Consider the following 24,575-nt stretch of genomic DNA (forward strand, 5'->3'; position numbering starts at 1 on the left):
GTTGGTTCTCGGTCTCCTCGTTCGTCCTTCATCAAGAGCTTAGGAGAGAGATCATGTTGACGATGCCCAAAACCATCGAGTTCGGACCGAAGCCGTACATTGCCGTCCGCCTTCCCGTGACGATCCCGTTCGCCGAGGAGATGGACCCGGCGTTCGACGAGCTGTTCGGTGCCTTCGAGAAGGCGGGAGTGAAGCCCGACGGTATGGAGTTCGTGAAGTTCAACCTCATCGACATGCCGAGACTGGAGATCGAGGTTGGCATGACGACTGACGCCGCAATTCCTCTTACGGGACGCCTTGTTAGCGGCACACTGCCGCAGGGTCGGTTCGTCAGTATGACCTACACAGGGTCATACGACGGACTCTACGACGCGACCGCAATGCTGATCGGATGGGCCAAGGAGACAGGTGTCCAATGGGACGTCGAACCTACGCCGCAAGGTGATCGTTTCGCCTGCCGCCTCGAAGTCCACGAGAACAACCCTTCGATAGAAGACGACCCTGCGAAACTCGTGACGACGATCCTTATCAAGGTCGCCTGAGCAGTGCGACCGGCGTAATCAGGCCTCCGGTAATCAATGAAAGTTCCGAGACTTCACCCGCAAAGTGTCGATGTGCAAATCCGGAATGTAGATGTCCCGGGCTTGCACCGCAGGCTTCGGATTGTCCCGCGGATCAGGTCCGCCACCATGCTTGACCTGGTCACCACGGCCATGAGGCAGCGGGAACTCTCCATCCCGCTCCCCGAGGCCAGATAGGTCGCTCGAAAAGTCGAACAGGCGCTGGGCCACCAAATGCACTACCTCGCCCTCACGCTGAATTTTGCCGTGAATGCCCATCATACTGGCTGTCATCAAAACCCGCCTCTGTTTCTCGAACAGTGACGGCCATACGACGGCGTTCACGATCCCCGTCTCGTCTTCCAATGTCAGGAACATGACGCCCTTGGCCGATCCCGGGCGCTGCCTGACGAGGACCAGTCCTGCAGTCCAAAGCCACCGCCCGTCGCGCTCGCCCATCGCCTCGGCACAAGTGACGATGCGCTTGGCTCTGAGATCGGACCGGAGAAACGACATCGGGTGCGCCCTCAATGTCAGCCCCGTATGCGAGTAGTCCTCGACGACCTCCCTGCCCTCCGCCATGGATTTGAGTACGACCTCGGGTTCCTGCGTTTCCGAGATCGTCCGCGCCTCCCGTTCGGCGGCAGCTGCCCATAGCTCGAGCGGTTCGTCTCGAAGTGCCTTGATATCCCATAGCGCCTGACGGCGTTCGAGTTTCAGGGACGGCAGAAATGCGTCGGCTTCCGCAAGTTTCACCAGGCTTGCCGTCGGCACGCCCGAACGCCTCCACATATCGTCCGCGCTTTCGAAGGGGTGATCCGCGCGGGCGAGGACGATCCTCGCGGCGTCGTTCTGCGAAAGTCCTTTCACCACCCGCATGCCGAGGCGAACGGCGAAACGGTCCGTCTCCCCGATCCGCTCCATCGTGCAATCCCATCTTGAAGCGTTTACGCAGACGGGGCGGACTTCGACACCGTGCTGCCGGGCGTCGGTGACGATCTGCGCGACCGAATAGAACCCCATCGGCTGACTATTGATCAAGGCGGCGCAGAAGACGTCGGGGTGCCAGCATTTCATCCATGACGACGCATAGGCAATGAGAGCAAAACTCGCAGCGTGGCTTTCGGGAAACCCATAGCTGCCGAATCCCTCGAGCTGGCTGAATGTCCTCTCGGCGAAATCGGCCGTGTAACCGTTTTTCACCATTCCGCTGACCAGTTTGTCCTTGAATTTGCTGACCCCGCCCGTGAACTTGAACGTGGCCATGGCACGCCTGAGCTGGTCCGCCTCGCCCGCAGAGAACCCGGCGCAGACCATGGCCACCTTCATCGCCGACTCCTGAAAAAGCGGTACTCCGAGGGTTTTTCCGAGAACGGCTTCCAGTTCGGGCGTCGGGTATTCGACCTTCTCCTTGCCCTCGCGGCGTCGAAGGTAGGGATGCACCATATCGCCCTGGATCGGCCCGGGGCGGACGATCGCCACCTGCACGACCAAATCATAAAATGTCCTCGGTTTCAGCCGCGGCAGCATGGCCATCTGCGCGCGGGATTCGATCTGAAAAGTCCCAAGCGTGTCGGCTTTGCGTATCATCGCGTAGGTCCGCTGGTCTTCCTGCTCGATGTCGGCCAGTCCCATCGAGACGCCCTTGTACTCGGCGAGCAGCTCGAACGAGCGCGCCATGCACGAGAGCATGCCGAGCGCCAGGACATCGACCTTCATGAATTTCAGGGCCTCGATATCGTCCTTGTCCCACTCGACCACCTGTCGGTCGTCCATCGCGGCCGGCTCGATCGGCACCAGGTCGTCGAGGCGATCCTGCGTGAGGACGAAACCGCCGGGATGCTGGCCGAGATGTCGTGGCGCGCCCATTAGCTGGCTCGCGAGATCAAGTGCGAGCTGGAGACGGTAGTCCGACGCATTCATGTTGTTCTCGCGGAGCTGCTTCTCGCCAACGCCATCCTTCGACCATCCCCAGATGCCGGACGACAGCTGGCCGATCAGGTCTTCCGGGAGTCCGAGAGCTTTGCCGACATCGCGCAGCGCGCCCTTCGCCCGGTAGCGGGTGACGGTCGAGCAAAGGGCGGACCTCGAGCGGCCGTAGGTCTCGTAAATCCACTGGATGACTTCTTCACGCCTGTTGTGTTCGAAGTCCACATCGATGTCCGGCGGCTCGTTACGCTCCATGGATACGAAGCGTTCGAACAGGAGGTCGCCCGTCTCGGGATTGATGGAGGTGATGCCCAGGCAATAGCAAACCGCCGAATTCGCCGCGCTGCCTCTGCCTTGGCACAGGATATCCTTGGACCTCGCGAACCTGACGATGCTGTAGACGGTCAGGAAGTACGGGGCGTATTTCATCACCCGGATCAGTTCGAGTTCGTGAAGAATAGCCTTGCGGACTTTCTCGGGGATGCCCTCGGGGTATCTGTCAGCCGCACCTTCCCAAGTGAATTTCGTCAGCGACTGCTGCGCATCGAGACCCGGTACGATTGCTTCCTCGGGATACTGATACTGGAGTTCGGACATATCGAACTTGCAGCGATCCACGATCTCCCGTGTTCGCGCCAAAGCCTCCGGATACTCGGAGAACAGGCGATGCATCTCCTCGGGGAGCTTGAGAAACCGGTCGGCATGGCGCTCGCGGTCGTAGCCGATGTCGTCGATCGTCGTGCGGTTTCGGATGCATGTCACGATGTCCTGCAGCTGGCGACGGCTGGGGTCATGAAACAGGACGTCGTTGGTAACGACCGTCTTGACCTTGTGCCGGATTGCCATGTTCGAGAGGTTGTGCAGACGAAGTCGATCATTGGGGCGACGACGAAGGCAGAGGCTCACATATGCCCGATCACCGAATACGGCGGCGATTTTGCGTAGCTGTCCCGCGCAGACATCGTCGGCTTCGTCCGGGACAAGGACAGCGATCAGGCCCTCGCTGTATGCTTCAACGTCTGCGAGATCGAGGATGCACTTGCCCTTGCCTCCTCGAGATTTCCCGAGTGACAGCAGGCGGGTCAGTCGCGAGTACGCAGGCCGATCGGTCGGGTACACGAGGATCGACATGCCGTCCGCGAGGTCGAGACGGCAGCCGACGACAAGACGGACCTTCGTCGTCTTGGCAGCCTCCCATGCGCGTACGATGCCTGCAAGGCTATTGCGGTCCACGACGCCGAGCGCGTCGATGCCAAGCTCGGCGGCCTTCGTGAACAGTTCCTCGGCGCTCGACGCGCCGCGAAGGAACGAGAAGTGCGTGGTAACTTGGAGTTCGGCGTACCTCATCCGAAGACACCGTGAATGAACCAGAGATGGGAGCCTGTCTCGAGATCGACGCCATCGCCGGCGCGGTAGACCCAGTATCGCTCCCCCTGCTCGTCTTCGACGACGAAGTAGTCGCGAACCGCCTGCATCTCGCGGGGGCGTTGCCACCATTCGCCGAATATCCGCTCGGGTCCGTCCGCCCGCTTCACGCGGCGACGCTTGCCACGCCAGGTGAAGACCGCAGGCGGTTGGTCCGGCAGGAGCGCGGTGACCTCGATACGTTCGGGGTGCGCGAACAGGCGCGAGGGCCTCGGCCATTTCACGGCCCAGTCCGCCCCGGTTTCCGGCGCGGTGGGCGCGATCCGCATGACGGAACGTTCGGGTACATCCGATGCGACGGGCGACAGGCGATACAGGCGCTGACCCCGGTTGGCGAGGACATCAATGACGGGCGTGATATCGACGACATCCTCTTCTATCAGCGACGACGCCACCTGCCTTTCTTCGAGGACCTCGGTCATGACGGCGACGAGGTCCAGACGCTCGATGCCGAACCCGGGGTCGATCTTTTCGATCCGGTCGCAAAGGAGCTTGGATAGACGGGCGGGATCGCGCACGGGCTTGGCAAGGCCAGCCCGCAGGCACTGGCGGGTGTTGTCGACGCGATGGATCACGAGGTCAGACCGTCGGACACCAAGCCCGCGCTGCTCGAGTTCGGCGGTCAGTTGTCCGACGAGGCGGCGGACATACTTCTCGATCGTTTCCGCCGCGCCGATCGGTTCCTGGAAGTTCTTGGAGACCCCGACGAGGTCGGGGGTCCGCAGCGGCTCGATCGGTTCCGCGACCCGGCCAAACAACTGGTCCAGCCGCCTCCCCGGCTCGGGGCCGAAACGCAGGGTCAGCGGTGCGCGCGGCATGGCCGACAGTTCACCGACCGTTTCCACGCCAAGGACATGTAACCGCTGAACAGTGTCGGGTGGCAAGCGAAGGCAATGGATCGGCAGGCCGACGACGGCATTGGCCACTCCGCCAATGGGAACGACCGTGGTCTCGGCAGTCGTCAGTCGCGCGATCGCGTGAGCCGCACCCCACGTGTCCGCCACTGCGGCCCTCCCCGTCAGGCCACGCCCGCGGAGCATGTTCACAAGCCCTGTGATCATCATCTCCTCGCCGCCACGAAGATGATCCGCGCCTTCCGTGTCCATGACAATGCCGTCGGTACCATCGACAGCGACGACCGGGCTGTATTGTCGGAGAGCCCAGAGAGCCAGGCGCTCGAGAGCGGCGGCATCCGCGACGGGGTCGGCATCCATCATCGTCAGGCCAGCAATGACGGCCTGCGCCTTGCTCGCCGACATACCGATACGCAGGCCGACTTTCCGCGCCGCCGTGTCGGCCGCGGAAACCCATCGCTTTGTCCCGGACCGGGAGATGACGACAAGAGGCTGGTCAGCTGGCACGGCTCCCTCTCCATGACGACGTATCCGGTCGGTCGGCAGAAACGGGAAGTAGACAGATACGACCCTTGGCATCGGGGGCTCCTATTTCGAACTCGGCACACTCGCCCGCTTTGACCCGCATCAGTTCAGCCAGCCAGCGCGCCCTCCCCACGCCCGCCACTGGTAGCGGCTCCGACGGCAGAACGCTTACGCGCCACCTTGTCGTCGAGGCGGTTGGGTTCCCGTAGTCGGATGCCTCGGTTTGTCTTCGCCACCTTCTGACGACAAGACCCATCGTCCCCGTCTTCTCGGCCGCCAGATGAAGACGTCGGGAAGCTGTCATAGGCAGGCGAACCAGCTCCCCGACGACGGCCGCGAAGCCGCCGAACGACAGCCCTTCTTCCATTGACGCCAGGACATCCTCGTCCTTGTCGCCTTCGCAGTAAACAACGCGATCTGGATGCAAACCCGCCTGCGAGACGGACGGAGCAAAGAGATCGGGACGCGTCAGGCACCAGAGGACCTTTCCTTTTGACCTCGCGGCTATTCCCGCGGCGAACAGGGCGGCGGCCGCGCCATCGACAGTACCGGAACCGCCGCCAGCGACTTCGTGGATCGCTCCGCAGACCAGGCCTCCGCCCGGCAGGCGATCATCGATATCCGGAACGCCGAAGGGCAACACGGCGGCCTTGCGCGTCGAGCCGCCCTCAAGGTGAGCGATGCGCTCGCGTAGATCATCGATTAGCCGTGAAGTCCGGGCGTGCGACATCGATCACGGACCTCCTTCGGTTCGCGTTGGACAGGACTTCATATCCTGAAAAATGGTTGACGTTCTTCTTCTGTTCCCATCTAAAAGCAGAGTCAAGCCGGCTGAATCTGACGATTCCGGGCAAACAGAGGGCCATCTTGGTCGAAAGCCTAGATGAATCAGGACTCTAAGGAGAAGCGCTAAGTGACCGGCGTTATTGAAGATTTTTTCCGACGGCGAGATGCAACCTTGTCAAAAATGCCGAGAGAGCTCATTTTGCACCTCAATCTGCCGAGGCTGACTGACCATGACGCGCGCTACACGATCCGGAAAAGACATGACGGCCTATCCCGGATCGTTGGGCGAAGCTCTCGACGCGGGCGGATGGAAGCCGCTCGGACGACGGATCAAGATAAAGTCGTCGCCAGTGACCCCGCCACTGCGCCGCTCGCCGCAAACGCACGACACCGGACCAAAGTAGACTGCAGTTTCCTCAGCGGCGGGCATATGCGTGCAGGGTAATCCAACGCTCAGGACCCTGAAGGGTGCGGTTATCGCGGTCGAATGCAAGTGTTGCCGCATGTACGGCGAGCTGGACCGAAAGGATGTTGTAAAGCGCTATCGTGCGAGTATCACCCTGTCACGCCTCCGCCGTTGCCTTGTCGGCGCTTGCGATAAAATGAGCGCCGAAGACGGCGACAAATGCCAGGCGCGGGTGACGGCTCTCGTAAAATAGGGCCATCACACCCCGCTTGACCGCACGTGTCGGGTTTGGGTAATCGACGGCGAACATCGGATACCTTCTCAATGGCAACCTACATCACCCGGGCATCACGCGTCGCCGATCTCCAACGCAACTTCGAGATTTGGCAAACAGCAGTCGAGGCAACCCACGACTTCCTTTCGGACGAGGACAGGGCGGCGATCGCTGACTTGGTACGTGACAAGTTCCTTCCAAACGCTGAGCTTACCGTTGCTGTGGACGATAGCGACATCGCGCATGGATTTCTTGCTGCAACGGGCGACCATATAGATGCTCTCTTTGTCCACGCAGACAGCCGCGGAAAGGGGATCGGAAGCATGCTTCTCGAAGATTTCAGGGCGGAGAGAGACAACGTCACGGTCGACGTCAACGAACAGAACCCGCAGGCCTGCAAATTCTACGAGTCCAAAGGTTTCAGAACGACTGGGCGTTCCAGTCTTGACGATGCGGGTCGCCCCTACCCCATCGTCAACCTGCGCTGGAAATCCTGATAAATCCAAAGGTGATGACTTGAAGCTGCCAATGGGCGGTGATCAGAAACGCGACCCGCCAGCTCTCCTGGTTGGGCATCGGCCGCTCGGTGTGCCAGTTGGTTAGCCGTAAAGCCGATTCTTCAGAAAGCTGGCCGCTTCCCGCGCCTGCTCCGACGAGATCGTATGGCCGACGTTCGGGAAGATTTTGAGCGTGACATCGTAGCCAGCGGATTTAAGCTGTCCGCTTGCCGCCACGGATGCCGTCGATGGTATAGTCCCGTCGGCTCCCCCATGTATTAGCAAGACCGATGTGTCGGATGAAATCGATGTTGGGGGCAACGGCATGAGGCCAGCGAAGCTTACGAGCGCGCCGACTTTCCACCGTCCCGAGGTGACGGCGTCGAGTGCCATGATCGCCCCCTGCGAAACGCCGACAAACGCGACGTTCTGCAGGTCGTTCTGAAACCCTTCACGCTGGATGATGTCGCTGACCAGCTCGTCGAAAGCACGACGCGCGGCTTTGATGCGATCCGGACGGAGGACCTGGTTATCGACAGTGAACCATTGCCGTCCGCCGGACCGATGGGCGAACGGAGCGTCGGGAGACACGAATTCCGTCTCGCGTAACGTTGCTTTCCATGACTCTCCGATCGCAGCTATAACGGAGCCGCGCCCGCGTATACCGTGGAAGAATATCACCAGACGGCGGGCTTGCCGGGACTCCGACGCTGCACCATTGACGTCGGCATTACTTCCCTGAACACGGCGGCCAGCGGCAACATCAGTGCGTTCCGATGCCACGGCTTTCATAGGATGGGACAGCGATGTCACGGCCATCACAAGTGCGATGGCGGATTTTAGGAAATTCCGTGATCTCGACTTCAACTTGATATCCCTGAAAGAGGCCGCAACTGGCGGCAGGTCTGTCATTCGCCTGGACACGCGAAGGGCGCTCGACCCGATCAAGGGGAGCGCCCTTCGGACCCGGACAGCCACGAACGCGCGACGGCATCGTCACAGCAGGTGGTTATCAATCGGGGTGTGAGCCCTAGATGAGAACTCGATTGCTCGATTTCAAGATCACAACGCTTTCGCCGTCGTCTCGAACCACTCGCGATGACGCTGCTCGTCGTGCAATGCCTTCAGGAAGAAGGCCTTCGACTGCGGGATGGCATCCTCGTGCCGGGAGGCCCGCTCGTATGCCGTGACAGTATCGTCTTCGTTCGTCTTCATCGCTTTCAGGATCGCCGAGTCCCCGAACAGGTCCGCCAGCGCGATCTTGCCCGTGGTCAGCATCTGCTTCATGTCGCCCTCGGTCGGCGCGTCCGTGCCGATTTCGCGTGCCATTTCGTTGAGAACCTGAAGATGCTGGAGGTGGTCGTCACGGAAGGTGGAGACATGCGCGCTGAGCTGTTTGTCGTCGAGACGCTCGATCACGGATTCGTACGCGGCGATGGCGTCGTGTTCGAGATAGATGAGGTTCGTGACAAGCTTGTCGATCGTGGATTCGTTTCCGACCATGGTAACCATTGAATACTCCTCGTTTTGGAATGGCAGGACGCAAACCGAGGCGGCCGCGATAAGTTCCCGCGTCAGGCCGATCGGAGGCTCGCAGCTCAGTGCCGTTCGTAGAAGGCCTGGATCGTTGCAAACTCGATGCCAAGCTTGGTCAACGAAGCATGGGCCGTCATGTGGTTCTCGTCGTGGAGAAAGAACCAATCGTTGAAGCCGAACTTCGTCTTCGAACCGTTGGCATCGGGCACCTCTCGATGATATTTCCACTGAAACGCGTTGCCGCTTTGCCTGCCTTGGGCGGTTCCGTCGATCAGCGTCTCGCGCCCTTCATAATTGCCGTCCCCGCGGTTGATGATGGTCCACGTGAGGATGTCGCGGTGGCCATCTTCGAACGCGTATGTCTCCTTGAGCGACAGAGTATTGGCAGACGCCTCGTATCGGCCTTCGGCCTCGATCGTGAAACGGTTCTGAAGGCTGCCCATGCGACTGAGCGTGATCCCCCACCCCCGCAGCGAACCCGAGAAGAAATTCTCCAGCACGAAGAGCGGGCGTTGTTCGGCGAAATCGTCAATGTTCACTAGAGGCCTCCATCGTTGGGATGGATAATGAACCTTGAAATCCGCATCGTGTTCCAGCCGTTGTAACTTAGCTTTTCGCGCGGATACCGTGGGGGCGGCGTTTGCCAGCGGCTGTCAACCAACCAGTGCCGAGCAGGAACTCAGGCCTGACACCCGTTGAGGCAGAGGTGCCCCTGTGTCCCTAAACCACTGAAAACAGAATCGTTTCGAGTCGGAACGAATCGGCCCCGTAACGATTGAGTCGCGAATCAGTCGAGTCGGAGTTTTGCGTCATGGCAGGGCAGAGAGCGCAGTGGAAAGGGTTCATGAAATTCGGCGAGGTTTCCTTCGGGGTCGCGCTCTACACGGCGGCCTCGACGTCGGACAGGTTGACTTTTAACACCATCAACAAGGCCACCGGGAACCGGGTCAACCGCGTTTTCATAGATAGCGAAACCGAAGAGCCAGTCCCGAAAGAAGCGCAGGCAAAAGGCTTCGAGATCGAGAACGGCCAGTACATCATGATCGACCCCGAGGAGGTGGCCGCGACGATCCCGGAGAGCAACAAGACGCTCGAGGTCGATGCTTTCATCCCCTGCGCCGACGTCGACGATGTCTACTTCGACAAGCCCTATTACCTTGCTCCGGACCGAATGGGTTCCGACGCCTTCGCGGCGCTCAGGGACGGTATGCGGAAATCCAAGGTAGCTGCCATCGCCCGCACAGTTTTGTTCCGCCGCGTGCGCACGGTCCTGATTAGGGCGCACGGCAAGGGTTTGATCGCGACCACCCTGAACTACGACTACGAGGTGCGCTCGTCGAAGAAAGCCTTCGAAGACATGCCCAAGATCAAGATCGAGGGCGAGATGCTCGATCTGGCAAAACACATCATCTCCACTAAGAAAGGTGAGTTCGATCCCGCGGCTTTCGACGATCGATACGAGAACGCACTCGAGGAGCTCGTCAAAGCGAAGATCGAAGGAAAGGCCCCGCCGAAAAGAAAGAGGGTGGAGGTATCCAAGCCGTCCGACCTTCTGGCCGCGCTACGCGAAAGCGCGGGCATTTCCGCCAAGTCGGACGACAAGCCGAAACGCATCGCCGCCAATGCCAACAAAGGTGCTGGCAGGCAGCGTGCGGCGCGCGGGGCGGCCACGAAGACCGCCTCTTCGAAGGCCGCCCCGCAGCGCAAGTCGGCGTAGGAGGTTGAGCGATGCCCCGCCCCTACTGGAAAGGCTACCTCAAGCTTTCTCTTGTCACCTGCCCGGTCAACATGACCCCGGCCACGTCAGAGTCAGAGAAGGTCCGCTTTCACACGCTTAACAAGGAGACGGGCAACCGGGTTGTCTCCCAGTATGTCGACTCCGTCACTGGCAAGATGGTCAAGGACGAGAACGAAGCGAAGGGATATGCCCGCGGCGAGAATGACTACGTCATCCTAACCGAAGACGATCTGGACTCGGTCGCTCTCGATACCGTGAAAACCATAGATATCGATAAATTCGTTCCCGCCGACAGTATCGAGTGGGTCTATCTCGAAAAGCCCCACTACCTGATGCCGGACGACGCGGTCGGGAACGAAGCGTTTGCAGTTATCAGGGACGCGATGAAGTCCGACAAGGTCGTCGGAGTGTCGAAGCTCGTCATCGGCCGTCGCGAACGTGCCGTGATCCTCGAACCGCGCGATGACGGGATCGTGCTCTGGTCGCTCAGGTTCGGCGACGAAGTTCGTCCTGAAGAGAACTACTTCGACGGCATCGACGACGAGGCCGATCCCGACCTGGTGCCTTTGGTCCAGAAGCTGATCAAGCAGAAGATGGAGCGCTGGACACCGGATATGGTGGGCGACCCCATACAGGAGAGCCTTCTCAAACTCATCGCGGAGAAGAAGAAGGCCTTGAAAAAGCCCCCGAAAACCAAGGCTCGGAAAAGCGATCCTGAACCCGCCTCGAACGTCGTCAACATCATGGACGCCCTGCGGAAATCGCTCGCCGCGGACCTCAAGAAGAGCAGGAAGGCAGGCTGATATGCACCTGACCGACACCACCGTTTCCAGAGACGCCATCGACAGGTGGACAGTTCGTTTTATCAGCGACGATGGTGACGAGGTATGCGTGACCGTGGCCGCCGCTCAGGAGCTCGATGCCGAAAGCGTCGTTGATCGCGCCCGGACGATGTTGGTACAGCTTACGGCATTCGGCACGCGCGGAGGCGGGCGAAGTGCCAACGCATACGATGCCGCAAGCAATGGCAACTTCGACGATGACGAGCCGATCATGGATACGCGACATTGACATGATCGCGTGGCGATCTCTTAGCCCGTCCACATCCGATGACCCTGCGCGCCGTGAACAACTACGAGCTATGTTCTGTCGAGGGCTTCAGGCCGATGTGCACCCCTTTTGCCCGACTTGGAACTCTCGACGATGATCTGTGGATCAGCCTTTGACGCTTTAACCTTATGACCCTTGATTTCGGTATCCAAGGTCTGCTTTTTCACGACCTTACCTTCCGTCCGGCCCTGGCTTGTTTCCCAAGTGACCCGATCGCCCTTTTTCAAATTCGTGTTCACGTTCGCGTCCCCTTCAATCCGGGCTGATAGTTGATGGCGGCCTGATGTCGGACGCGCTCTGAGCGGTCTTACCGTCCTTCTTGAACACGTTGTCCGCTTTCTGGTTCACCTTCGTGACGTCTTCGGACTGCTGCTCACTTAGCTCGCCCTGTTCCTCGGCGCGCCGCCAGTGCTCCTCATGCGCGCCCTCCGGACGCCCTTCGTCTTCCCAGATTTTATAGGCGCGTTCGCGACGCTGCTGTTCTCTGTCTCCCATCGTTCAAACTCCTCTCGTGTGGATGGACGTTAAGTCACGCATCAGCTCTCAAGCGCTCCGTGCCTGCTCTGGATGCATTCCTTCCCCGAATTCTTCGACGATCTTCGCGCAGAATGCCGGGAGATCGTCGGGATTGCGGCTTGTGACGAGCCCCTGATCACAGACGACTTCCTCGTCTACCCATGTGCCGCCCGCATTCTCGATATCCTTGCGGACGGTGGGATAGGACGTCACCGTCCGGCCTTGGAGAACATCGGCTTCCACCAGCAACCAAGGTCCATGACAGATCACGCCGACGGGCTTTGCCTGCTCAAAGAAGGATTTGACGAGGGACACCGTGTCCGCGTCGGCTCGGAGCTTGTCTGCTCCAACACAGCCACCGGGGATTACCAGGCCATCGAAGTCGCTGGCTGAAACTTCGCTCACCAGCCGATCGACCGTATAGCTGCCACCGGGATCGAGGTCGCTGTTATTGGTGCGGGCTTCACCTTCCTTTAGTCCGATCACCGTCACCGACGCTCCGGCGGCTTCCACTGCCTTTTTAGGCCTTGTAAATTCCGGCTCTTCCGTCCCACGCGGTGCGATCAGGATCGCGATCTTCTTGCCTTCGAGTGTCATTCCGTTCTCCATGTTGTCGATGCGTTAATTAACGACCTGCTTGATCAACCGTTGGGCCGGATCACCACTTTCACGCAGCCGTCTGACTTATCCCGGAAGGTCTTGTAAGCTTCCGGGCCTTCTTCGAGGCCGATCCTGTGAGTGATAAGGAACGAGGGATCGATCTTTCCCTCGACGATCAACTTCATGAGCGGCTCCAGGTAGCGCTGGACGTGCGTTTGACCGGTCTTGAGGGTAAGCCCCTTGCCGACGAAAGCACCAAGCGGCGTCGGGACAGCCGGGCCGATGAACACCCCGGGTAACGATACCGTTCCGCCGGGACGGCATACCATGATCGCTTGGCTAAGCGCGTACGGACGCTCGGTAGAGGTCAGCGTGGATTGCAGCGACTCCATGATACCGCCAGCACCATGGCTTTCCAGGCCGACCGCTTCGATGACAGCATCTGGGCCCTTGCCGCCCGTGATATCGAGGATGCGTTGTTGAAGGTCCTCGTCAGCGTAATCGAGTGTCTCAGCGCCGGACTGACGGGCGAGGTCGAGCCGTTCGGGAACGGTGTCGATCGCGATGACGCGCTCGGCTCCAAGGAGGAAGGCGGACTTGATCGCGAAAAGGCCGACGGGGCCGCAGCCGAAAACGGCGACCGTCTGTCCGCGCTGGATATCGCAGTTTTCCGCCGCCATGTACCCTGTCGGGAAGATGTCCGAAAGGAAGAGGACCTGCTCGTCGCTGAGACCGTCCGGCACCTTGATCGGGCCGACATCGGCATAGGGCACACGGAGATACTGGGCCTGACCACCGGGAAAGCGGCCGTAGAGTTCGGAGTACCCGAACAAACCCGCCGTTGGATATCCGATCTGCTTGGCCTGTTCGGCCCCATTCGGATTAGACCGTTCGCACAGAGAATAATGACCCCATTGGCATTGGCGGCATTCGCCACAGGAGATTGTAAACGGTACCACGACACGGTCGCCGACCTTTAGTTTCGAATTGCCACGACCGACTTCAACGACTTCGCCCATCGTCTCGTGACCCATGACATCGCCATGGTGCATTCCCGGGACGAAGCCCCCGTAAAGATGAAGGTCGGAACCGCAGATCGCACAGCTTGTCACTTTGATAATCGCGTCTCGGTCGTCCTGGATAATGGGGTCCGCGACTTCCTCGCAGCGGATGTCGCCGCTGCCGTGCCAGGTCAAAGCCTTCATATTCGTCTCCTCGCCTTCTTTTGGTTGTCTACGACCGGACGCCGCGTCAGAGCCCAACATCGCGCTCCTCCCCTGCAAAGGCCGGGACAGAGTGCAGAGTCTGGAGGTGCGCGAGGGGTGTCTCCAACCCACTCAACCGTGGCGCACCCATAATGTTCCAAGGGAACTTCTTGGCTCGCACTCGGTGCGCTACCGAACGGAAGGCCAGCGTGGCGGGGAACATTGGTGGAGAGGTTGGGTTATGGGTGGAGGTCAAACACGGGAGCTTCGACATGGGTATGGATAAGCCGCGCGATGGCGCGCCCGGAACGACGGATCAATCACCGAGATGGGAGGGGCCTGAAGAAACTCGGCCGCGAGGGTACCTTCCTGCGAAGGACGATCCGGACATCGAGAAAGATGCAGTCGGTGAAACCAACAAGTCGCCCGAGCGAAATCGCCCTTCGGATGCCTTTAAAACCAAGAACCACGACGATGGGTAGGATGGAGCCTGACAAGGGCGCGTTCGCTCAGTCACAAGCGGACCCAAAAGCCGATGGCGTTGCGAGTGCCAAGCCGACCGTCGTAACTGGATCGGAAGATGCGACGGTCAACAGAACGCCACCTGGCAAGAAGCGGGAGAAAGACTGGGACGTCGGATTTGACGAGACGGCCTCTGATCTTTCGTGACGAGGAATTTGGGAAGCACAAGGCGGTCGGAACAGTTCCGCTTAGTGGCCCCAGGCAGGCGGTTGCGTTGAAATCGAAACGGGCTCGGTTTGCGATCCACATAACGTGAAAACCGGGTGAAACGGAAACCAGCTAGATCGAAATCCGCCGATGGAAAGCATGGCGATTATGGCGCGGGTCGAGCCATTCAAACCCGGGGTGCCGGCAGTCCGAAGAATTGGCCGAGGAGACGGTGGCTCGACGTGAGGCGCGCAGAGTCCGAACTGGGTGGGAAGTAGCGTGCTAACATGACCGAGAACACCTGTGCGATCCCGACACCGGAACAGCGCAAATACCTGGAAATCAAGGGGGCCGCCGAGCGCGCGATGCTCGACAAGGTCTTCAACGCCATCGACGACGCAGCCGCCGAGGTGGCGGAAGGTTTCGCGAAAGCGGGCCTCGAGTTCGAGCCGACCAGTCGCGACTACTTCACGTTCGCAACCCAACAGGTTCTGTTCGTGCGCCTGTGTGGCGGTGATCCTGACACGCTGAAGGGCGGCGATCCCGAAGTCGGCCAGCGTATCGTGAACAACGGGCAGCACATCATCGATCACTACTGGCGGCACGCCGACAAAGACTAGGAAAACGACAGAGACTTCATCGGCCTCTCACCGCAGCGCTACCTTGAAGAAATCCTCCAGCGCCCTGCGCGAACCCGCAAGACTGTAGCGACCGATCTCGACACCGAAGCTATTCAACACGGTCAACTGTGTTCCGGTTGCGAAGGCTGCCCAAAATTTCTGGATCGCGACCGGGTCAGTCGGGAAATCGAACGCATAGGCGTTTGTTTCGATGTCCGCATTTACAAACAGGCTGAAGGGGTCATCATTTCCGTGGGCGAAGCGCAACTCAAGCTGTGTCGAGGTCCCTGAAATACTGCCCTCGGGCACCATGATCTCGACGAACGTCTGTGATCGCTGCGGATAGTGGGCGATACGCAACAACGGCATCATGGTGTTGCTCTCGAGGGCGATAAAGGGCTGCCTTGTGTGCGTATTCACGAAGACGCCGACGAGCCAGCTCTGACGCAACCACGTCTCGACGGGAAGCAAGTGGGGGACGGACTGAGCCTTGCTAGCGTCTCGGATATTGATCGAGTTTCGTTCCAGTTCCTCGGGAGTGAAGACGTACATATCTCCGGGCGGCGTGCGGAGCATTCGGGAGACAAGATAGCTCGGCGCATTGAACGTAACGAGGTCCTCGTAGATGCGGCCGATGGCGGTTTGCGTGAGGGAGGGGTCATCAACTCCGGACACCTGGTGAACCCCGAGCTTTCCCTGCGCGATCCTTTCACGGCCAGCCAGGAATATGAACGCACACGCCGAATGACATTCGCTACCCGACGGCACGATGGTGTTCAGGCCGGCGGCTTTAATCGCCCGCGCTATCTCCAGAGCGGGAAAGACCCGTCCTCCGGGACTGTTCAAACTGACGGACTTCAAACCCGTGCGACCTGCGAGAGCCGCGAAATCGGCCGCAACCGCCGGGGTGATCTCGCCGTCAATACATGCCGTGGAACCGTCTACGCTCAATGATACCGGAGCAACCGCCTGCGCCCGCACTGGCAAAGGTAGGAATGATACGAGTGCGCTGGCCACAATGACGATGCCAAGCTTGCTGGAAATCGATAAACGCAAGCTTTTCCCCTTCGTTGTCGCGGTTCGTACGCGCGATCACAGATTCCAGCCAGTGGGCAATTTCGATCTCAATGACGACCAACCTTCCGATACCTTTTTACCCACTGCCGTAGTTTTCGAAGGCTCCGACCCGAGAACCTCGAGAAGCCCCGTCAACTCTGTCTCGACGGCAAGGGGGTGAACCTTGGCCGCATCCATGGCAGCTAGGCAAGCTCGTGCCTTCGCTGGCTGACTCAACGACGGAATTACCATCTCGATATCGTACGTGACTTCACCAAGAGATACGATGTCGTCCGCGAAGCGCGCGTCGATCCAGTCGTTGATCTCGGGAAGCGTGCCGGGAACGCGGGATTTCTTCGCCTCGAGCATCGCGATCTTGGCCTGAACCACCGCCAGGAGCTCGGCACGGAACCGCTCGGTGGACGCATCGAGGTCGGCAAGCCAGTCGGAAGACAGCAATCGCGTTGCCTGCTCTCTCGTCCAGCCCGCGCCGACCAGTGCACTGACACCCCCGACACCACTCAGGACCAGCGCTCCAGCCGGGCCGAACGCCATCAGGCCGATAGCCTTGCCCGACAGCGCGCCAATGGCCGAAAGTCCACCTTTTAAGCTGGCATCCATCACGACCGAAAACGGCAGGTCCGACAGGGGCATGCGGCCGCGCCAGACGCTATGGAGGTTTCGAGCCGAAGAAACCGCCATGGCAAAGAACGGGACATTCAGGTCGCCCAACGCCTCGGCGGCTTCGAGTGAGGTTGTCATGACGAGGTCGGCGATCTCGCGATCAAAGCCATCGACATAGAAGACGAGTTTCGCCCATTCCTCTCCGCTGTTGATCACCGCCTCGGCCAATTCGGCATTGGCGTACACAGGCATGTCGGGATACTTGGAGAAATGCGTTCGCAGACCGTCAAGGCTCTGCAGGCATTTCACCTGAAACGGGACACCGTCTACGAGGAGATCAAAACCCGCATTGTTCGACGTCTCCGGAAAACTGACCACGTGGCCGACTTCCGAAAGACGGGCCGCCACCAACTGTTCGGAGACATAACCGCGCAGGTTATTGCCGGCTCCCGCCGCAGCGGCCTCGCTCATCGATCCGACGCGCTCGGCAAACACACCGAACTTGAAGATGTCTCCGAGGTCTTCCGATCTCGAGAAATCGGCCGCCGCGAGAACCATCGGATCGATGGACACAGCGTTGTAGAGCATGTCACCTGCCGACAGAGCGGTCACAGCAGCCACTTCCAGCGCATCGCCTCGGTTCTTCGAAAGTACGCCCGCAAGCAGATCGCTCTGCCGCTCGGAGGCGAGCGCACCGGTCTTCAGGTCGCCGAGCGCATTTGGCAACCGCCCTCCCGTTGCCTTTGCGATGGCCGCGTTGCGAAGCATGTTTTCGGCCATAGTAGACGAGGACACCGACGCCAGGTCGGCTCTGGCCGCGGTCCGGAAATCGTTCAATACGACTGCAAGACCATCCCGTTCTGCCGACAGACCACGAAGGGACAACTGGACCGAGACGATAGCGGCGAGCTTGGCAGCCTGCCCGCCGTTCACGTAGCTGTTCGCCAGGTACCCGATGCCGAGGACAGCCGGGATACTGAAAAGCGGGTTCGCGAGCATGAAGAGCGTCGAAACCACGGCTGGCCCGCTCATGAACGGGATAAACGCCGACGCCTGGGCGGCGAGGATGTAGGCACTGAACCCGGCCAGGTTCACGCCCATGCCGATGGAAAACGCCGCGGTCCCTGTCGCGAGAACGGTAAAGGCCGCCCGATCTCCTGCCGTCAGGGCATCGCGCATGGCGTCATCCCGCAGTTCGGGCGGCAGGCTTCGAATATGGTCACGGACGCGCTGTCCGAGTGCGCTCGCCAGTTCTTCCGGAATTTCACCTGATGTCGCCGCCTCGGCAACTGCCTTGGCGACGAGTTGCGCCTGATCGGCGACCAGGGAGGCGAAATCCTGGTGGGATCGACCGCGCAGCGCCTTCACTGCCTGCCAGGCTTTCTGGATGCCCGTCTGCGATGCATTCTCGCTGTCGTCGGCGACAGGAACGGACATGACCGACGATGCTTTGTGTGCCACACCCGCGCCAACCGAGTTGGCCCGTCTTGAAGACAATGGAAGGGTGGTGTCGAGGTCGAGAGCCTCCGCGATCCTGATCCACAGGCGAATCCGCAGCGCGCGGTCTGAGGTATCGGACGTATACAGTTCGTCGGCGGCGAGCTTTAGCCGGCGGGCGAAAGCCGTGGCATCTGACGACTCGGCACTCTTCTGAAAACGGGACAACATATCGCTGACGCGGTCCATGGACATGGACAACAGCGTTGTGGCCTCGAAGCTTGCGATGAGATTGCACAGTTCGCGGCGATCAAGCGCCCCGAGACCCGCGAAAATCGTCCATGGCGGTACGTACAATTCTTTCTCCCTCAAGCACCCGCATTTTCATGCCGGATTGCTTCCGGGTTGTCTAATGATTTCCGAGAGTTGTCGTAGCCTTATCCTGTCCGAACGGATCGTGTTATCGGCCGTTCTTCAGCTTCACGGTCACGACCTTGTTCTGCCCACCGACACGTTCCACCTCGAGTATGCCGGAAGCCTCCGCCAGATCGCTGAGCCTCGCGTATCCGTAGTTTCTGGCATCGAAATCGGCCGACTGCTTCGACAGATGTGCCCCGACCCGCGCGAGGTGGGCTCGGCCATCGTCATCCGCCGATGCTTCCACCGCCTTGCGGAGCATGGACAAGGCAGCCTTGTCCAGCTTGCCGCTTGCGGCTACGCCCTGCGATGCCGTGCCCTTGTCCGCCTCCGGCTTTACCGTCTTCGGCGTGGATACCGCCTTTTCCGGAGGTGGCTCGGCTCTATCTTCCCCAAGAACATCGACATAGACGAACTTGTCGCACGCAGTGATGAACGGTCTCGGCGTTTTGCGCTCGCCGAAGCCGTAGACTGTCACTCCCTGCTCCCGGATACGTGCGGCCAGTCTCGCGAAGTCGCTGTCGCTGGACACGATGCAGAAGCCAGAGAAGCGGCCCGTGTAAAGCAGGTCCATGGCATCGATGATCATCGCGCCGTCGGTGGCGTTCTTCCCAGATGTGTAAGCGAACTGTTGGACGGGTTGGATAGAATGCTCGAGCAGGCATTCCTTCCAGCCGTTGAGGTTCGGCTTCGTCCAGTCCCCGTAAATTCGCTTGACGCTGGCAGTCCCGTAGGTGGCGATCTCCGCCAGAAGTCCGGAAATGACTTTCGGTGACGCGTTGTCACCGTCGATCAAAAGCGCGAGTGTGTCTGCTGTCATATGCGGGTCTCCAAGGTTACAACACAGCGTAACCCGGAAGCTGGTGCGCCGATAGCTTCGGCGATGGCTTGGGCCTGATGCAGGGCCACGCGCATATGGAACTTGCGTCACGCGCTACCGTTACACATGTACGCATTGCGTTGACGCCGTTGTCACTGTACGCGTTTCGGGCGGCGTCGTGTTCGTCACGTCTCTGTTTCTAACGTGTTTCAGTGCCGTTGCACGTGCTGCGTCTGCCGTGTTTCTTGCGTTTTCACTGTGTACGTATTACATAGTTGCTTGAAAACTGATGGTGATGTCGATGTCCAGCGTTGCGTTCAAAGTGCTTTCGACGGTTAACGCCCCTTACGGGACGAACCTTTCGGCTGAGCAACTCGCTTCCAAGATTTCCGACATCGCGAGCGTCGAGAATTACGATGCCAGCGCTTTCTCCTTCTATTCGGAAGTGAATGCCGACCTACAGCATCAGTTTCTCGATGAGATGGAAATCGATCATACGGCCGCGGTCCAGATCGCCCAGAAGTTCTCCCAGCTCGCCGGATACCCTCTCGCCCTGGCTGCCTGAGGGTTATCGCGATGAGCCATTGGGAAAGCCTCTTCGACGAGGCCGTTTCGATTATCGCCCAGGCAAATAAATCCTTCCCCATCGTGGACAGCTGGACGTTCGGCGGCGGAACTGCCTTGATGCTCCAGATAAATCACCGCGAGAGCTTCGACATCGACATATTCATCGATGACCCGCAGGTGCTTCCGTATCTGAACCCGACGACACAGGGTTACACCTTGAAAATGAACCCGGATGACTACCAGTCGGACGGGACCCACGCACTCAAGATCATTTTCAAGGAAATCGGTGAGATCGACTACATCTGCGCCCCGGGCCTGACCGACGAGCCGACCAGTCGCGTTAGCGTGCGCGGGGTGGAGGTCGATCTGGAGACACCAGCCGAAATCATAGCAAAGAAAGTTCATTACCGGGGAAGCACCCTGCAGCCTCGTGACATGTTCGATATCGCCTGCGTTGCTCGGGCATACGGCGACGACTACATCATCGAAGCGCTTCTACCCTTCAAGGAAAAGGCTGCCGCGGCACTGAACGTAGCCGAGAATATGGACGAGGGGTTTGCCCGTAAGATCATGGGTAAACTCCTATTCAGAGACGGCTACGGCGATATCGCGAAGAGCGCGCAGGCGACCACCGTTTCGCTCCTAAGATCGGTCTGCGAGCACGAACCGTCGGTCTCAGTCTCACCTTCCTCGCCGTCTCCACGATAATTCCCGCGTTGACCACTGGCTGCGGAAAGCGTCTTCGCATCATGGCTGTGCAACGGGAGTTGTACAGGCTCGCCGAGGCCGAGCGAGAAGCGGCCGTGGCCGCGAAGCTACAGAGGGAAATGGTCGGTAAGCTATGGGATCGGGTCCACAGTCGCATCAGCCGTGCGCTCGCCCTATTCCACGTTTGGGACCCCCGAGGTTCATATCCGTTCCAAAAGAGGCGAAATTCTCGAATACACTGGTTCGTATTCTTCCTTGGAAAGGACAGAGCCTTTCTCAGTAAACACACGGAGGTGATCTGGATCGACGGTATTCCCATGAAGGGAGATCGTGCCAATAATCGTCTGCCCGTCATGCGGTCTCGGCGAGGTGACCAGTTTGATAATCGCGGGGGCGTTGGTCATGTCCTGCTCTTGCTGGACCGGGCTGTCGATTACCAAGGGAGCGGCGAACGCCGTCGAGTGTTTTCGGATCGTGGCGTCCAAAGCCAGGACGTAGGCCAACAGAAGACGAGGCTGTTCGCTGCCTGTCTCGATTATGCGACCGCTGATTTTCGAGACGGCGTCGTTGTCGGCGTTCAACACGTTTAGGACCCTCATGTACTGCGCCATGAAGCCTGCGTAGTATTTTTCGACCGCCTGACGGATTGACGGATCATCGACGTTCTTGATGTCGGTTTCGATATCGGAAACGTCCGAAACTGCCTTTCCGATCTGGGCTTCGAGTTCGTCGATCTGGCCGTGTAACAACGTTGCCGCCGTGCGACGACCCTCGTTCTCTATCACCTCGCGGAGCGTGACGTCGCCGCGTCGCTCGTCGAGAATAGCCTGAATATCCGAAATAGCTTTGTCTGCGGCACGGATTTGCTGTTGAATTTCCTGGACGCTTTTGGCCAGCCGACGCTTCTTCTGCTGGGCGTCGCCAAGAAACGTATAGCACTCGTCTCGATCCGTAAGAATCGCAAACCGATTGCTGAAATCGTTCAGGTGTACCGTTCCGCAGGTCGGGCACGGTATCTCGGTCCGTCCATCCTCTGTTGCCCAGTCAGAGTCCTTGGACAGCTCTGAGAGAGACGCCTCGACTATCGCGATTTGCTCGTCGATCAGAACCCGTTGATCTAAAATGTCGGCGAGCTCCGCCGCACGGGTCTGTCTAAGCTCGCGGACTGATTTCAGCTTGACGAGGAGGTCCTGAATCGCGTCCTCGTGCCCTTCCGAGGTCAGCTCGACGCCGCTGAATCCCGGATCGAGACGCAGGCGCGTCATGGCATTCTGGACGACGGTGCGCTCCTGTCCGATTTCCTTTATCCGCAATTCCAGCTGCTTTTTCTCCGCTGTCAGCTCGTAATAGCGGTTCGGCCTTATGCCGGAATGGAACTCGATGACTGACGTTCTGAAATTTGAATATTGCCCAAGGCGGTCAAACGAATTTAGGGGTTTCGACCATCCAGCGTCTTGGTCGATGTAAAACGGCAGGAATGCGTAGGCGGGCGGAGGCTGTTCCGGCTCGCCCTTCCTGTTCGACAGGACCAGTTTGAAATCGAGAAGGTCGGCGAGAAACGGGCCGAGTTCGCTCGTGAACGAGTTGGTCGACAAGAGGAGCTGATCCTCGTCGTCGAAAATCGCCACGCGGTCCTTATTGCGCAAAGCCTTGTATCGGACGCCGTCGATCGTGAACGTCAACAAAGTCTTGACGGCGACCGATTTCCATTTCGAGTTGATCACCGCAGGTGTCGCGCCGAGTGTCCAGTAGATGTGTTTAATCAGCGATGATTTTCCGACCCCGTTTTCTCCGGTTATCACCGTCAGAAGAGGGTGGAACTCGACCTTCCGCGCTTTCTTTTCGGTCAGCGACAGCAACTCCAGACTTTCGAAGATCAAGTTTTTCATGGTTCTTTTTTCTGAGGTTTCTAATCAGGAGGTGGAATTTGTCGCTGTCTCTCATCGCTTGTACTCGTAAAGGATGGCGGCTTTCACGTAGTCATCGGTCGCGCCTGGCTTCCAAGCCCGTACTTGATCTCGAACGCTTGGAACACATGCTTCCAGTCCCTCCGCAAGAGTTGGAGACGTATCGATGATCGGCGTGACGTTTTCCTTTATCTTCGTCGCGAACTCGAGTGTTCCGGCGCTCCAACGGCGCTTACGCTCCGCCATGTAGTTGTTCCACTCCCGCTCCAGCCTGGCGTCCTGCGAATGCGGGAGCGCGAGCTGTCGTGAAGTCGTCTCCCAGTTTGGCCGGTACAGGTAAACGTTGTCGAGTGCCCCTAGCCATTTATCCATGTCGGCCCGGGTCATGAATTTCGAGGCTTTCAACTCCCCGAAACTTTTCAGATTTGCGAGGCGCTTTGAGCGTCTCTTGCCCTCGTTCACCAGATGGGCGGTGAAGGGAACAGAAGCGGATTCGGCGGTCGAATGATCCCTCAGGAAGACGCTGACCTGTCCGATGACGGCCGATTCGAAACTCGCAAGATTGAGTTCGCAGTAATCGAAATTGAAGAAGCTGACGTGTTCGTCTTTGAAAGACTTGATCTCGAGCTTCAGCGCTGTCACGAACTTGGCGATGTTTTCGGGCGTCGCTGCTGCAAAGGAGACCTCGCCGTTCTTGGTTCCGGTTTCCGTCATAGGCTGGTTGCTCACCAGAACGAGCTTCTCGGCCCCGTCGCCAAAGCGCTTGAGGTTGCCGAACATCTTTCCCGCAATTGATGCCTTGGGCTTAGGTTGCTTGCCCGTGCCCATCGGCCGATATACCACGCTGGCTATTGACCAGTTCCCGGCCTGCTGCGTTTTGATCTGATAGAACACCGCCTTTGTTGGCGCATCGGCGTCATCCAACGAAACGACATCGTCATGGAATTCGAAGGCCACAGCGTAGTTGAGATCAGCGGTATGCAGTTTGAGGACCTTGGATATGCCCCATGCGGTCTGGAAATCGAACCTCTCGATAGCGGTGCGGCCGCCGTCTTCGCGCTCCTCCACCGTCATCAAGTCGTCGACAAGTCTCACCAGGCCACCTAACTTCCATCGAATCGAGTATTTCTCAAGATGAATGCACCCTATTGGTGTCAGCCAAATATTGGAAGATGGCGTTGAGCGAGAGCTGTATAGGTGCACAATCTACGAAAGTGGCGGAGCATCGCCGCAGCATTCTGCGCCAGAACAGCTTCCAGCGGGGTGCGACAGACAAGGTTTCGTTGGGACTAATGACCTTCATCCTCCCTCCCGTCATCACCGACCTGGTCCTCGCCCGCAATCGCCTTTGCGATCACTACCGCTCGGCCGCCCTCGAATTCACCCTCGACGGCAACCTGATCGGCGACATCGGCGAGGCCGTGGCGGCCGAGTTGTTCGGCCTCAAGCTCTCCCCTCGTAATGGGACGGGCATCGATGGCCATGCCCCGGACGGCCGCTCCGTTCAGGTGAAGGCGACGGGGACAAATCGCGGTCCCGCCTTCAGGATGGTGGACACCCGCGCCGATCATTTGCTCTTTCTGGTCTTCGATCTCGAGAACCTCAAGGGCGAGGTCATCTACAACGGCCCGGAAGAACCCGTGATCAAGCTGTTGCCGACGGAATGGGTTGGCCAGAAAACAGTGTCGATGGCCCAGATGAGGCGGGTGGATGCGTTGGTCGCCGAGGCGCAGAGATTGGGTCGCCACTCACCAGGAAAACAGTCACTCCTGAAAGCATAAATTCAGCC

Annotated in this window: 27 protein-coding genes; 11 read left to right on the plus strand and 16 right to left on the minus strand. The window is 59.2% G+C overall.

From position 1 onward, the window contains the following. The first annotated feature begins 53 nt into the window (after window positions 1-53). The gene (locus tag GR138_RS02870; RefSeq protein ID WP_160857090.1) at window positions 54-542 is read left to right on the plus strand and encodes a GyrI-like domain-containing protein; all 489 of its coding nucleotides are present in this window, start codon (window positions 54-56) and stop codon (window positions 540-542) included. Window positions 543-575: 33 nt separating this feature from the next. Here the strand turns inward: GR138_RS02870 and GR138_RS02875 are convergent, their stop codons facing one another. The 4 genes from GR138_RS02875 to GR138_RS02890 form a co-directional block, all read right to left on the minus strand. After that, complete coding sequence (locus tag GR138_RS02875) at window positions 576-3,836, minus strand: error-prone DNA polymerase (protein WP_160857091.1); 3,261 nt, start codon at window positions 3,834-3,836, stop codon at window positions 576-578. Next, window positions 3,833-5,347, minus strand: coding sequence for a Y-family DNA polymerase (locus GR138_RS02880; RefSeq protein WP_202402475.1), 1,515 nt, complete (start codon window positions 5,345-5,347; stop codon window positions 3,833-3,835). Before GR138_RS02880 ends, GR138_RS02875 begins: the two co-directional genes overlap by 4 nt. Next, the gene (locus GR138_RS02885; protein WP_160857093.1) at window positions 5,265-6,023 is read right to left on the minus strand and encodes an ImuA family protein; all 759 of its coding nucleotides are present in this window, start codon (window positions 6,021-6,023) and stop codon (window positions 5,265-5,267) included. The genes GR138_RS02880 and GR138_RS02885 overlap by 83 nt, the downstream gene beginning before the upstream one ends. A 619-nt stretch (window positions 6,024-6,642) precedes the next feature. After that, the gene (locus tag GR138_RS02890) at window positions 6,643-6,795 is read right to left on the minus strand and encodes a hypothetical protein (RefSeq protein ID WP_160857094.1); all 153 of its coding nucleotides are present in this window, start codon (window positions 6,793-6,795) and stop codon (window positions 6,643-6,645) included. Window positions 6,796-6,809: 14 nt separating this feature from the next. Between GR138_RS02890 and GR138_RS02895 the strand changes: the two genes are divergently transcribed. Further along, entirely contained in the window at window positions 6,810-7,256 is a 447-nt protein-coding gene (locus GR138_RS02895) for an acetyltransferase (RefSeq protein WP_160857095.1), read from the plus strand. A gap of 102 nt (window positions 7,257-7,358) precedes the next feature. Here GR138_RS02895 and GR138_RS02900 read toward each other — a convergent pair whose 3' ends face one another. From GR138_RS02900 to GR138_RS02910, 3 genes are all read right to left on the minus strand, one after another. Then, the gene (locus GR138_RS02900) at window positions 7,359-8,168 is read right to left on the minus strand and encodes an alpha/beta hydrolase (protein ID WP_246200260.1); all 810 of its coding nucleotides are present in this window, start codon (window positions 8,166-8,168) and stop codon (window positions 7,359-7,361) included. A 150-nt stretch (window positions 8,169-8,318) separates the two neighbouring features. Next, window positions 8,319-8,768 (minus strand): DUF892 family protein, encoded by a 450-nt coding sequence (locus GR138_RS02905; protein WP_160857096.1) that lies wholly within the window; start codon window positions 8,766-8,768, stop codon window positions 8,319-8,321. Between the two features lie 86 nt (window positions 8,769-8,854). Next, a complete protein-coding gene (locus GR138_RS02910) occupies window positions 8,855-9,331 on the minus strand; it encodes a DUF3833 family protein (protein ID WP_160857097.1) in 477 nt (158 codons plus the stop codon). Between the two features lie 272 nt (window positions 9,332-9,603). Here GR138_RS02910 and ku (GR138_RS02915) point away from each other — a divergent pair, with 272 nt between their 5' ends. Genes ku (GR138_RS02915) through GR138_RS02925 form a run of 3 tightly spaced genes read left to right on the plus strand, consistent with a single transcriptional unit; the run spans window position 9,604 to window position 11,601 of the window. After that, window positions 9,604-10,509 carry a non-homologous end joining protein Ku gene (gene ku, locus GR138_RS02915; RefSeq protein ID WP_160857098.1) on the plus strand — a complete coding sequence of 302 codons (906 nt, stop codon included), beginning with the start codon at window positions 9,604-9,606 and terminating at the stop codon, window positions 10,507-10,509. A gap of 11 nt (window positions 10,510-10,520) precedes the next feature. Beyond that, complete coding sequence (gene ku, locus GR138_RS02920) at window positions 10,521-11,333, plus strand: non-homologous end joining protein Ku (RefSeq protein WP_160857099.1); 813 nt, start codon at window positions 10,521-10,523, stop codon at window positions 11,331-11,333. Between the two features lies 1 nt (window position 11,334). Next, window positions 11,335-11,601 (plus strand): hypothetical protein, encoded by a 267-nt coding sequence (locus GR138_RS02925; RefSeq protein ID WP_160857100.1) that lies wholly within the window; start codon window positions 11,335-11,337, stop codon window positions 11,599-11,601. Between the two features lie 68 nt (window positions 11,602-11,669). Here the strand turns inward: GR138_RS02925 and GR138_RS02930 are convergent, their stop codons facing one another. Genes GR138_RS02930 through GR138_RS02945 form a run of 4 tightly spaced genes read right to left on the minus strand, consistent with a single transcriptional unit; the run spans window position 11,670 to window position 13,961 of the window. After that, window positions 11,670-11,879: a hypervirulence associated TUDOR domain-containing protein gene (locus GR138_RS02930; protein WP_160857101.1), complete on the minus strand. Its 210-nt coding sequence runs from the start codon at window positions 11,877-11,879 to the stop codon at window positions 11,670-11,672. 13 nt (window positions 11,880-11,892) lie between these two features. Next, complete coding sequence (locus GR138_RS02935; RefSeq protein WP_160857102.1) at window positions 11,893-12,135, minus strand: DUF2934 domain-containing protein; 243 nt, start codon at window positions 12,133-12,135, stop codon at window positions 11,893-11,895. A gap of 48 nt (window positions 12,136-12,183) precedes the next feature. Further along, window positions 12,184-12,753, minus strand: a complete 570-nt coding sequence (locus GR138_RS02940) for a type 1 glutamine amidotransferase domain-containing protein (protein WP_160857103.1) — start codon at window positions 12,751-12,753, stop codon at window positions 12,184-12,186. A gap of 44 nt (window positions 12,754-12,797) precedes the next feature. Next, window positions 12,798-13,961 carry a zinc-dependent alcohol dehydrogenase gene (locus GR138_RS02945; RefSeq protein ID WP_160857104.1) on the minus strand — a complete coding sequence of 388 codons (1,164 nt, stop codon included), beginning with the start codon at window positions 13,959-13,961 and terminating at the stop codon, window positions 12,798-12,800. 272 nt (window positions 13,962-14,233) lie between these two features. Between GR138_RS02945 and GR138_RS02950 the strand changes: the two genes are divergently transcribed. From GR138_RS02950 to GR138_RS02960, 3 genes are all read left to right on the plus strand, one after another. After that, a complete protein-coding gene (locus GR138_RS02950) occupies window positions 14,234-14,443 on the plus strand; it encodes a hypothetical protein (protein ID WP_202402476.1) in 210 nt (69 codons plus the stop codon). After that, window positions 14,436-14,630 carry a hypothetical protein gene (locus GR138_RS30495; protein ID WP_160857105.1) on the plus strand — a complete coding sequence of 65 codons (195 nt, stop codon included), beginning with the start codon at window positions 14,436-14,438 and terminating at the stop codon, window positions 14,628-14,630. The genes GR138_RS02950 and GR138_RS30495 overlap by 8 nt, the downstream gene beginning before the upstream one ends. Before the next feature lie 287 nt (window positions 14,631-14,917). Further along, window positions 14,918-15,250, plus strand: a complete 333-nt coding sequence (locus GR138_RS02960) for a hypothetical protein (RefSeq protein WP_160857106.1) — start codon at window positions 14,918-14,920, stop codon at window positions 15,248-15,250. A gap of 27 nt (window positions 15,251-15,277) precedes the next feature. Here GR138_RS02960 and GR138_RS02965 read toward each other — a convergent pair whose 3' ends face one another. The 3 genes from GR138_RS02965 to GR138_RS02975 all read right to left on the minus strand — a co-directional run bounded on the left by GR138_RS02965 (window position 15,278) and on the right by GR138_RS02975 (window position 19,604). Beyond that, window positions 15,278-16,306: a COG3904 family protein gene (locus tag GR138_RS02965; RefSeq protein ID WP_160857107.1), complete on the minus strand. Its 1,029-nt coding sequence runs from the start codon at window positions 16,304-16,306 to the stop codon at window positions 15,278-15,280. 36 nt (window positions 16,307-16,342) lie between these two features. Then, a complete protein-coding gene (locus tag GR138_RS02970) occupies window positions 16,343-18,724 on the minus strand; it encodes a hypothetical protein (protein WP_160857108.1) in 2,382 nt (793 codons plus the stop codon). 103 nt (window positions 18,725-18,827) lie between these two features. Continuing rightward, the gene (locus tag GR138_RS02975) at window positions 18,828-19,604 is read right to left on the minus strand and encodes an NYN domain-containing protein (RefSeq protein ID WP_160857109.1); all 777 of its coding nucleotides are present in this window, start codon (window positions 19,602-19,604) and stop codon (window positions 18,828-18,830) included. 301 nt (window positions 19,605-19,905) lie between these two features. Between GR138_RS02975 and GR138_RS02980 the strand changes: the two genes are divergently transcribed. Together GR138_RS02980 and GR138_RS02985 are read left to right on the plus strand one after the other, a co-directional pair. Further along, complete coding sequence (locus GR138_RS02980) at window positions 19,906-20,169, plus strand: hypothetical protein (RefSeq protein ID WP_160857414.1); 264 nt, start codon at window positions 19,906-19,908, stop codon at window positions 20,167-20,169. Between the two features lie 11 nt (window positions 20,170-20,180). Next, the gene (locus tag GR138_RS02985) at window positions 20,181-20,879 is read left to right on the plus strand and encodes a nucleotidyl transferase AbiEii/AbiGii toxin family protein (RefSeq protein ID WP_160857110.1); all 699 of its coding nucleotides are present in this window, start codon (window positions 20,181-20,183) and stop codon (window positions 20,877-20,879) included. Window positions 20,880-21,079: 200 nt separating this feature from the next. Here GR138_RS02985 and GR138_RS02990 read toward each other — a convergent pair whose 3' ends face one another. Both GR138_RS02990 and GR138_RS02995 read right to left on the minus strand, forming a co-directional pair. Beyond that, window positions 21,080-22,768 carry an AAA family ATPase gene (locus GR138_RS02990; protein WP_160857111.1) on the minus strand — a complete coding sequence of 563 codons (1,689 nt, stop codon included), beginning with the start codon at window positions 22,766-22,768 and terminating at the stop codon, window positions 21,080-21,082. Window positions 22,769-22,819: 51 nt separating this feature from the next. Next, the gene (locus tag GR138_RS02995) at window positions 22,820-23,881 is read right to left on the minus strand and encodes a dsDNA nuclease domain-containing protein (RefSeq protein ID WP_160857112.1); all 1,062 of its coding nucleotides are present in this window, start codon (window positions 23,879-23,881) and stop codon (window positions 22,820-22,822) included. Window positions 23,882-23,964: 83 nt separating this feature from the next. Between GR138_RS02995 and GR138_RS03000 the strand changes: the two genes are divergently transcribed. Further along, window positions 23,965-24,567 carry a DUF6998 domain-containing protein gene (locus GR138_RS03000; protein ID WP_246200261.1) on the plus strand — a complete coding sequence of 201 codons (603 nt, stop codon included), beginning with the start codon at window positions 23,965-23,967 and terminating at the stop codon, window positions 24,565-24,567. Window positions 24,568-24,575 lie beyond the last annotated feature (8 nt).

This window comes from Shinella kummerowiae (genome assembly GCF_009827055.1).
Classification (GTDB): Bacteria; Pseudomonadota; Alphaproteobacteria; order Rhizobiales; family Rhizobiaceae; genus Shinella; species Shinella kummerowiae.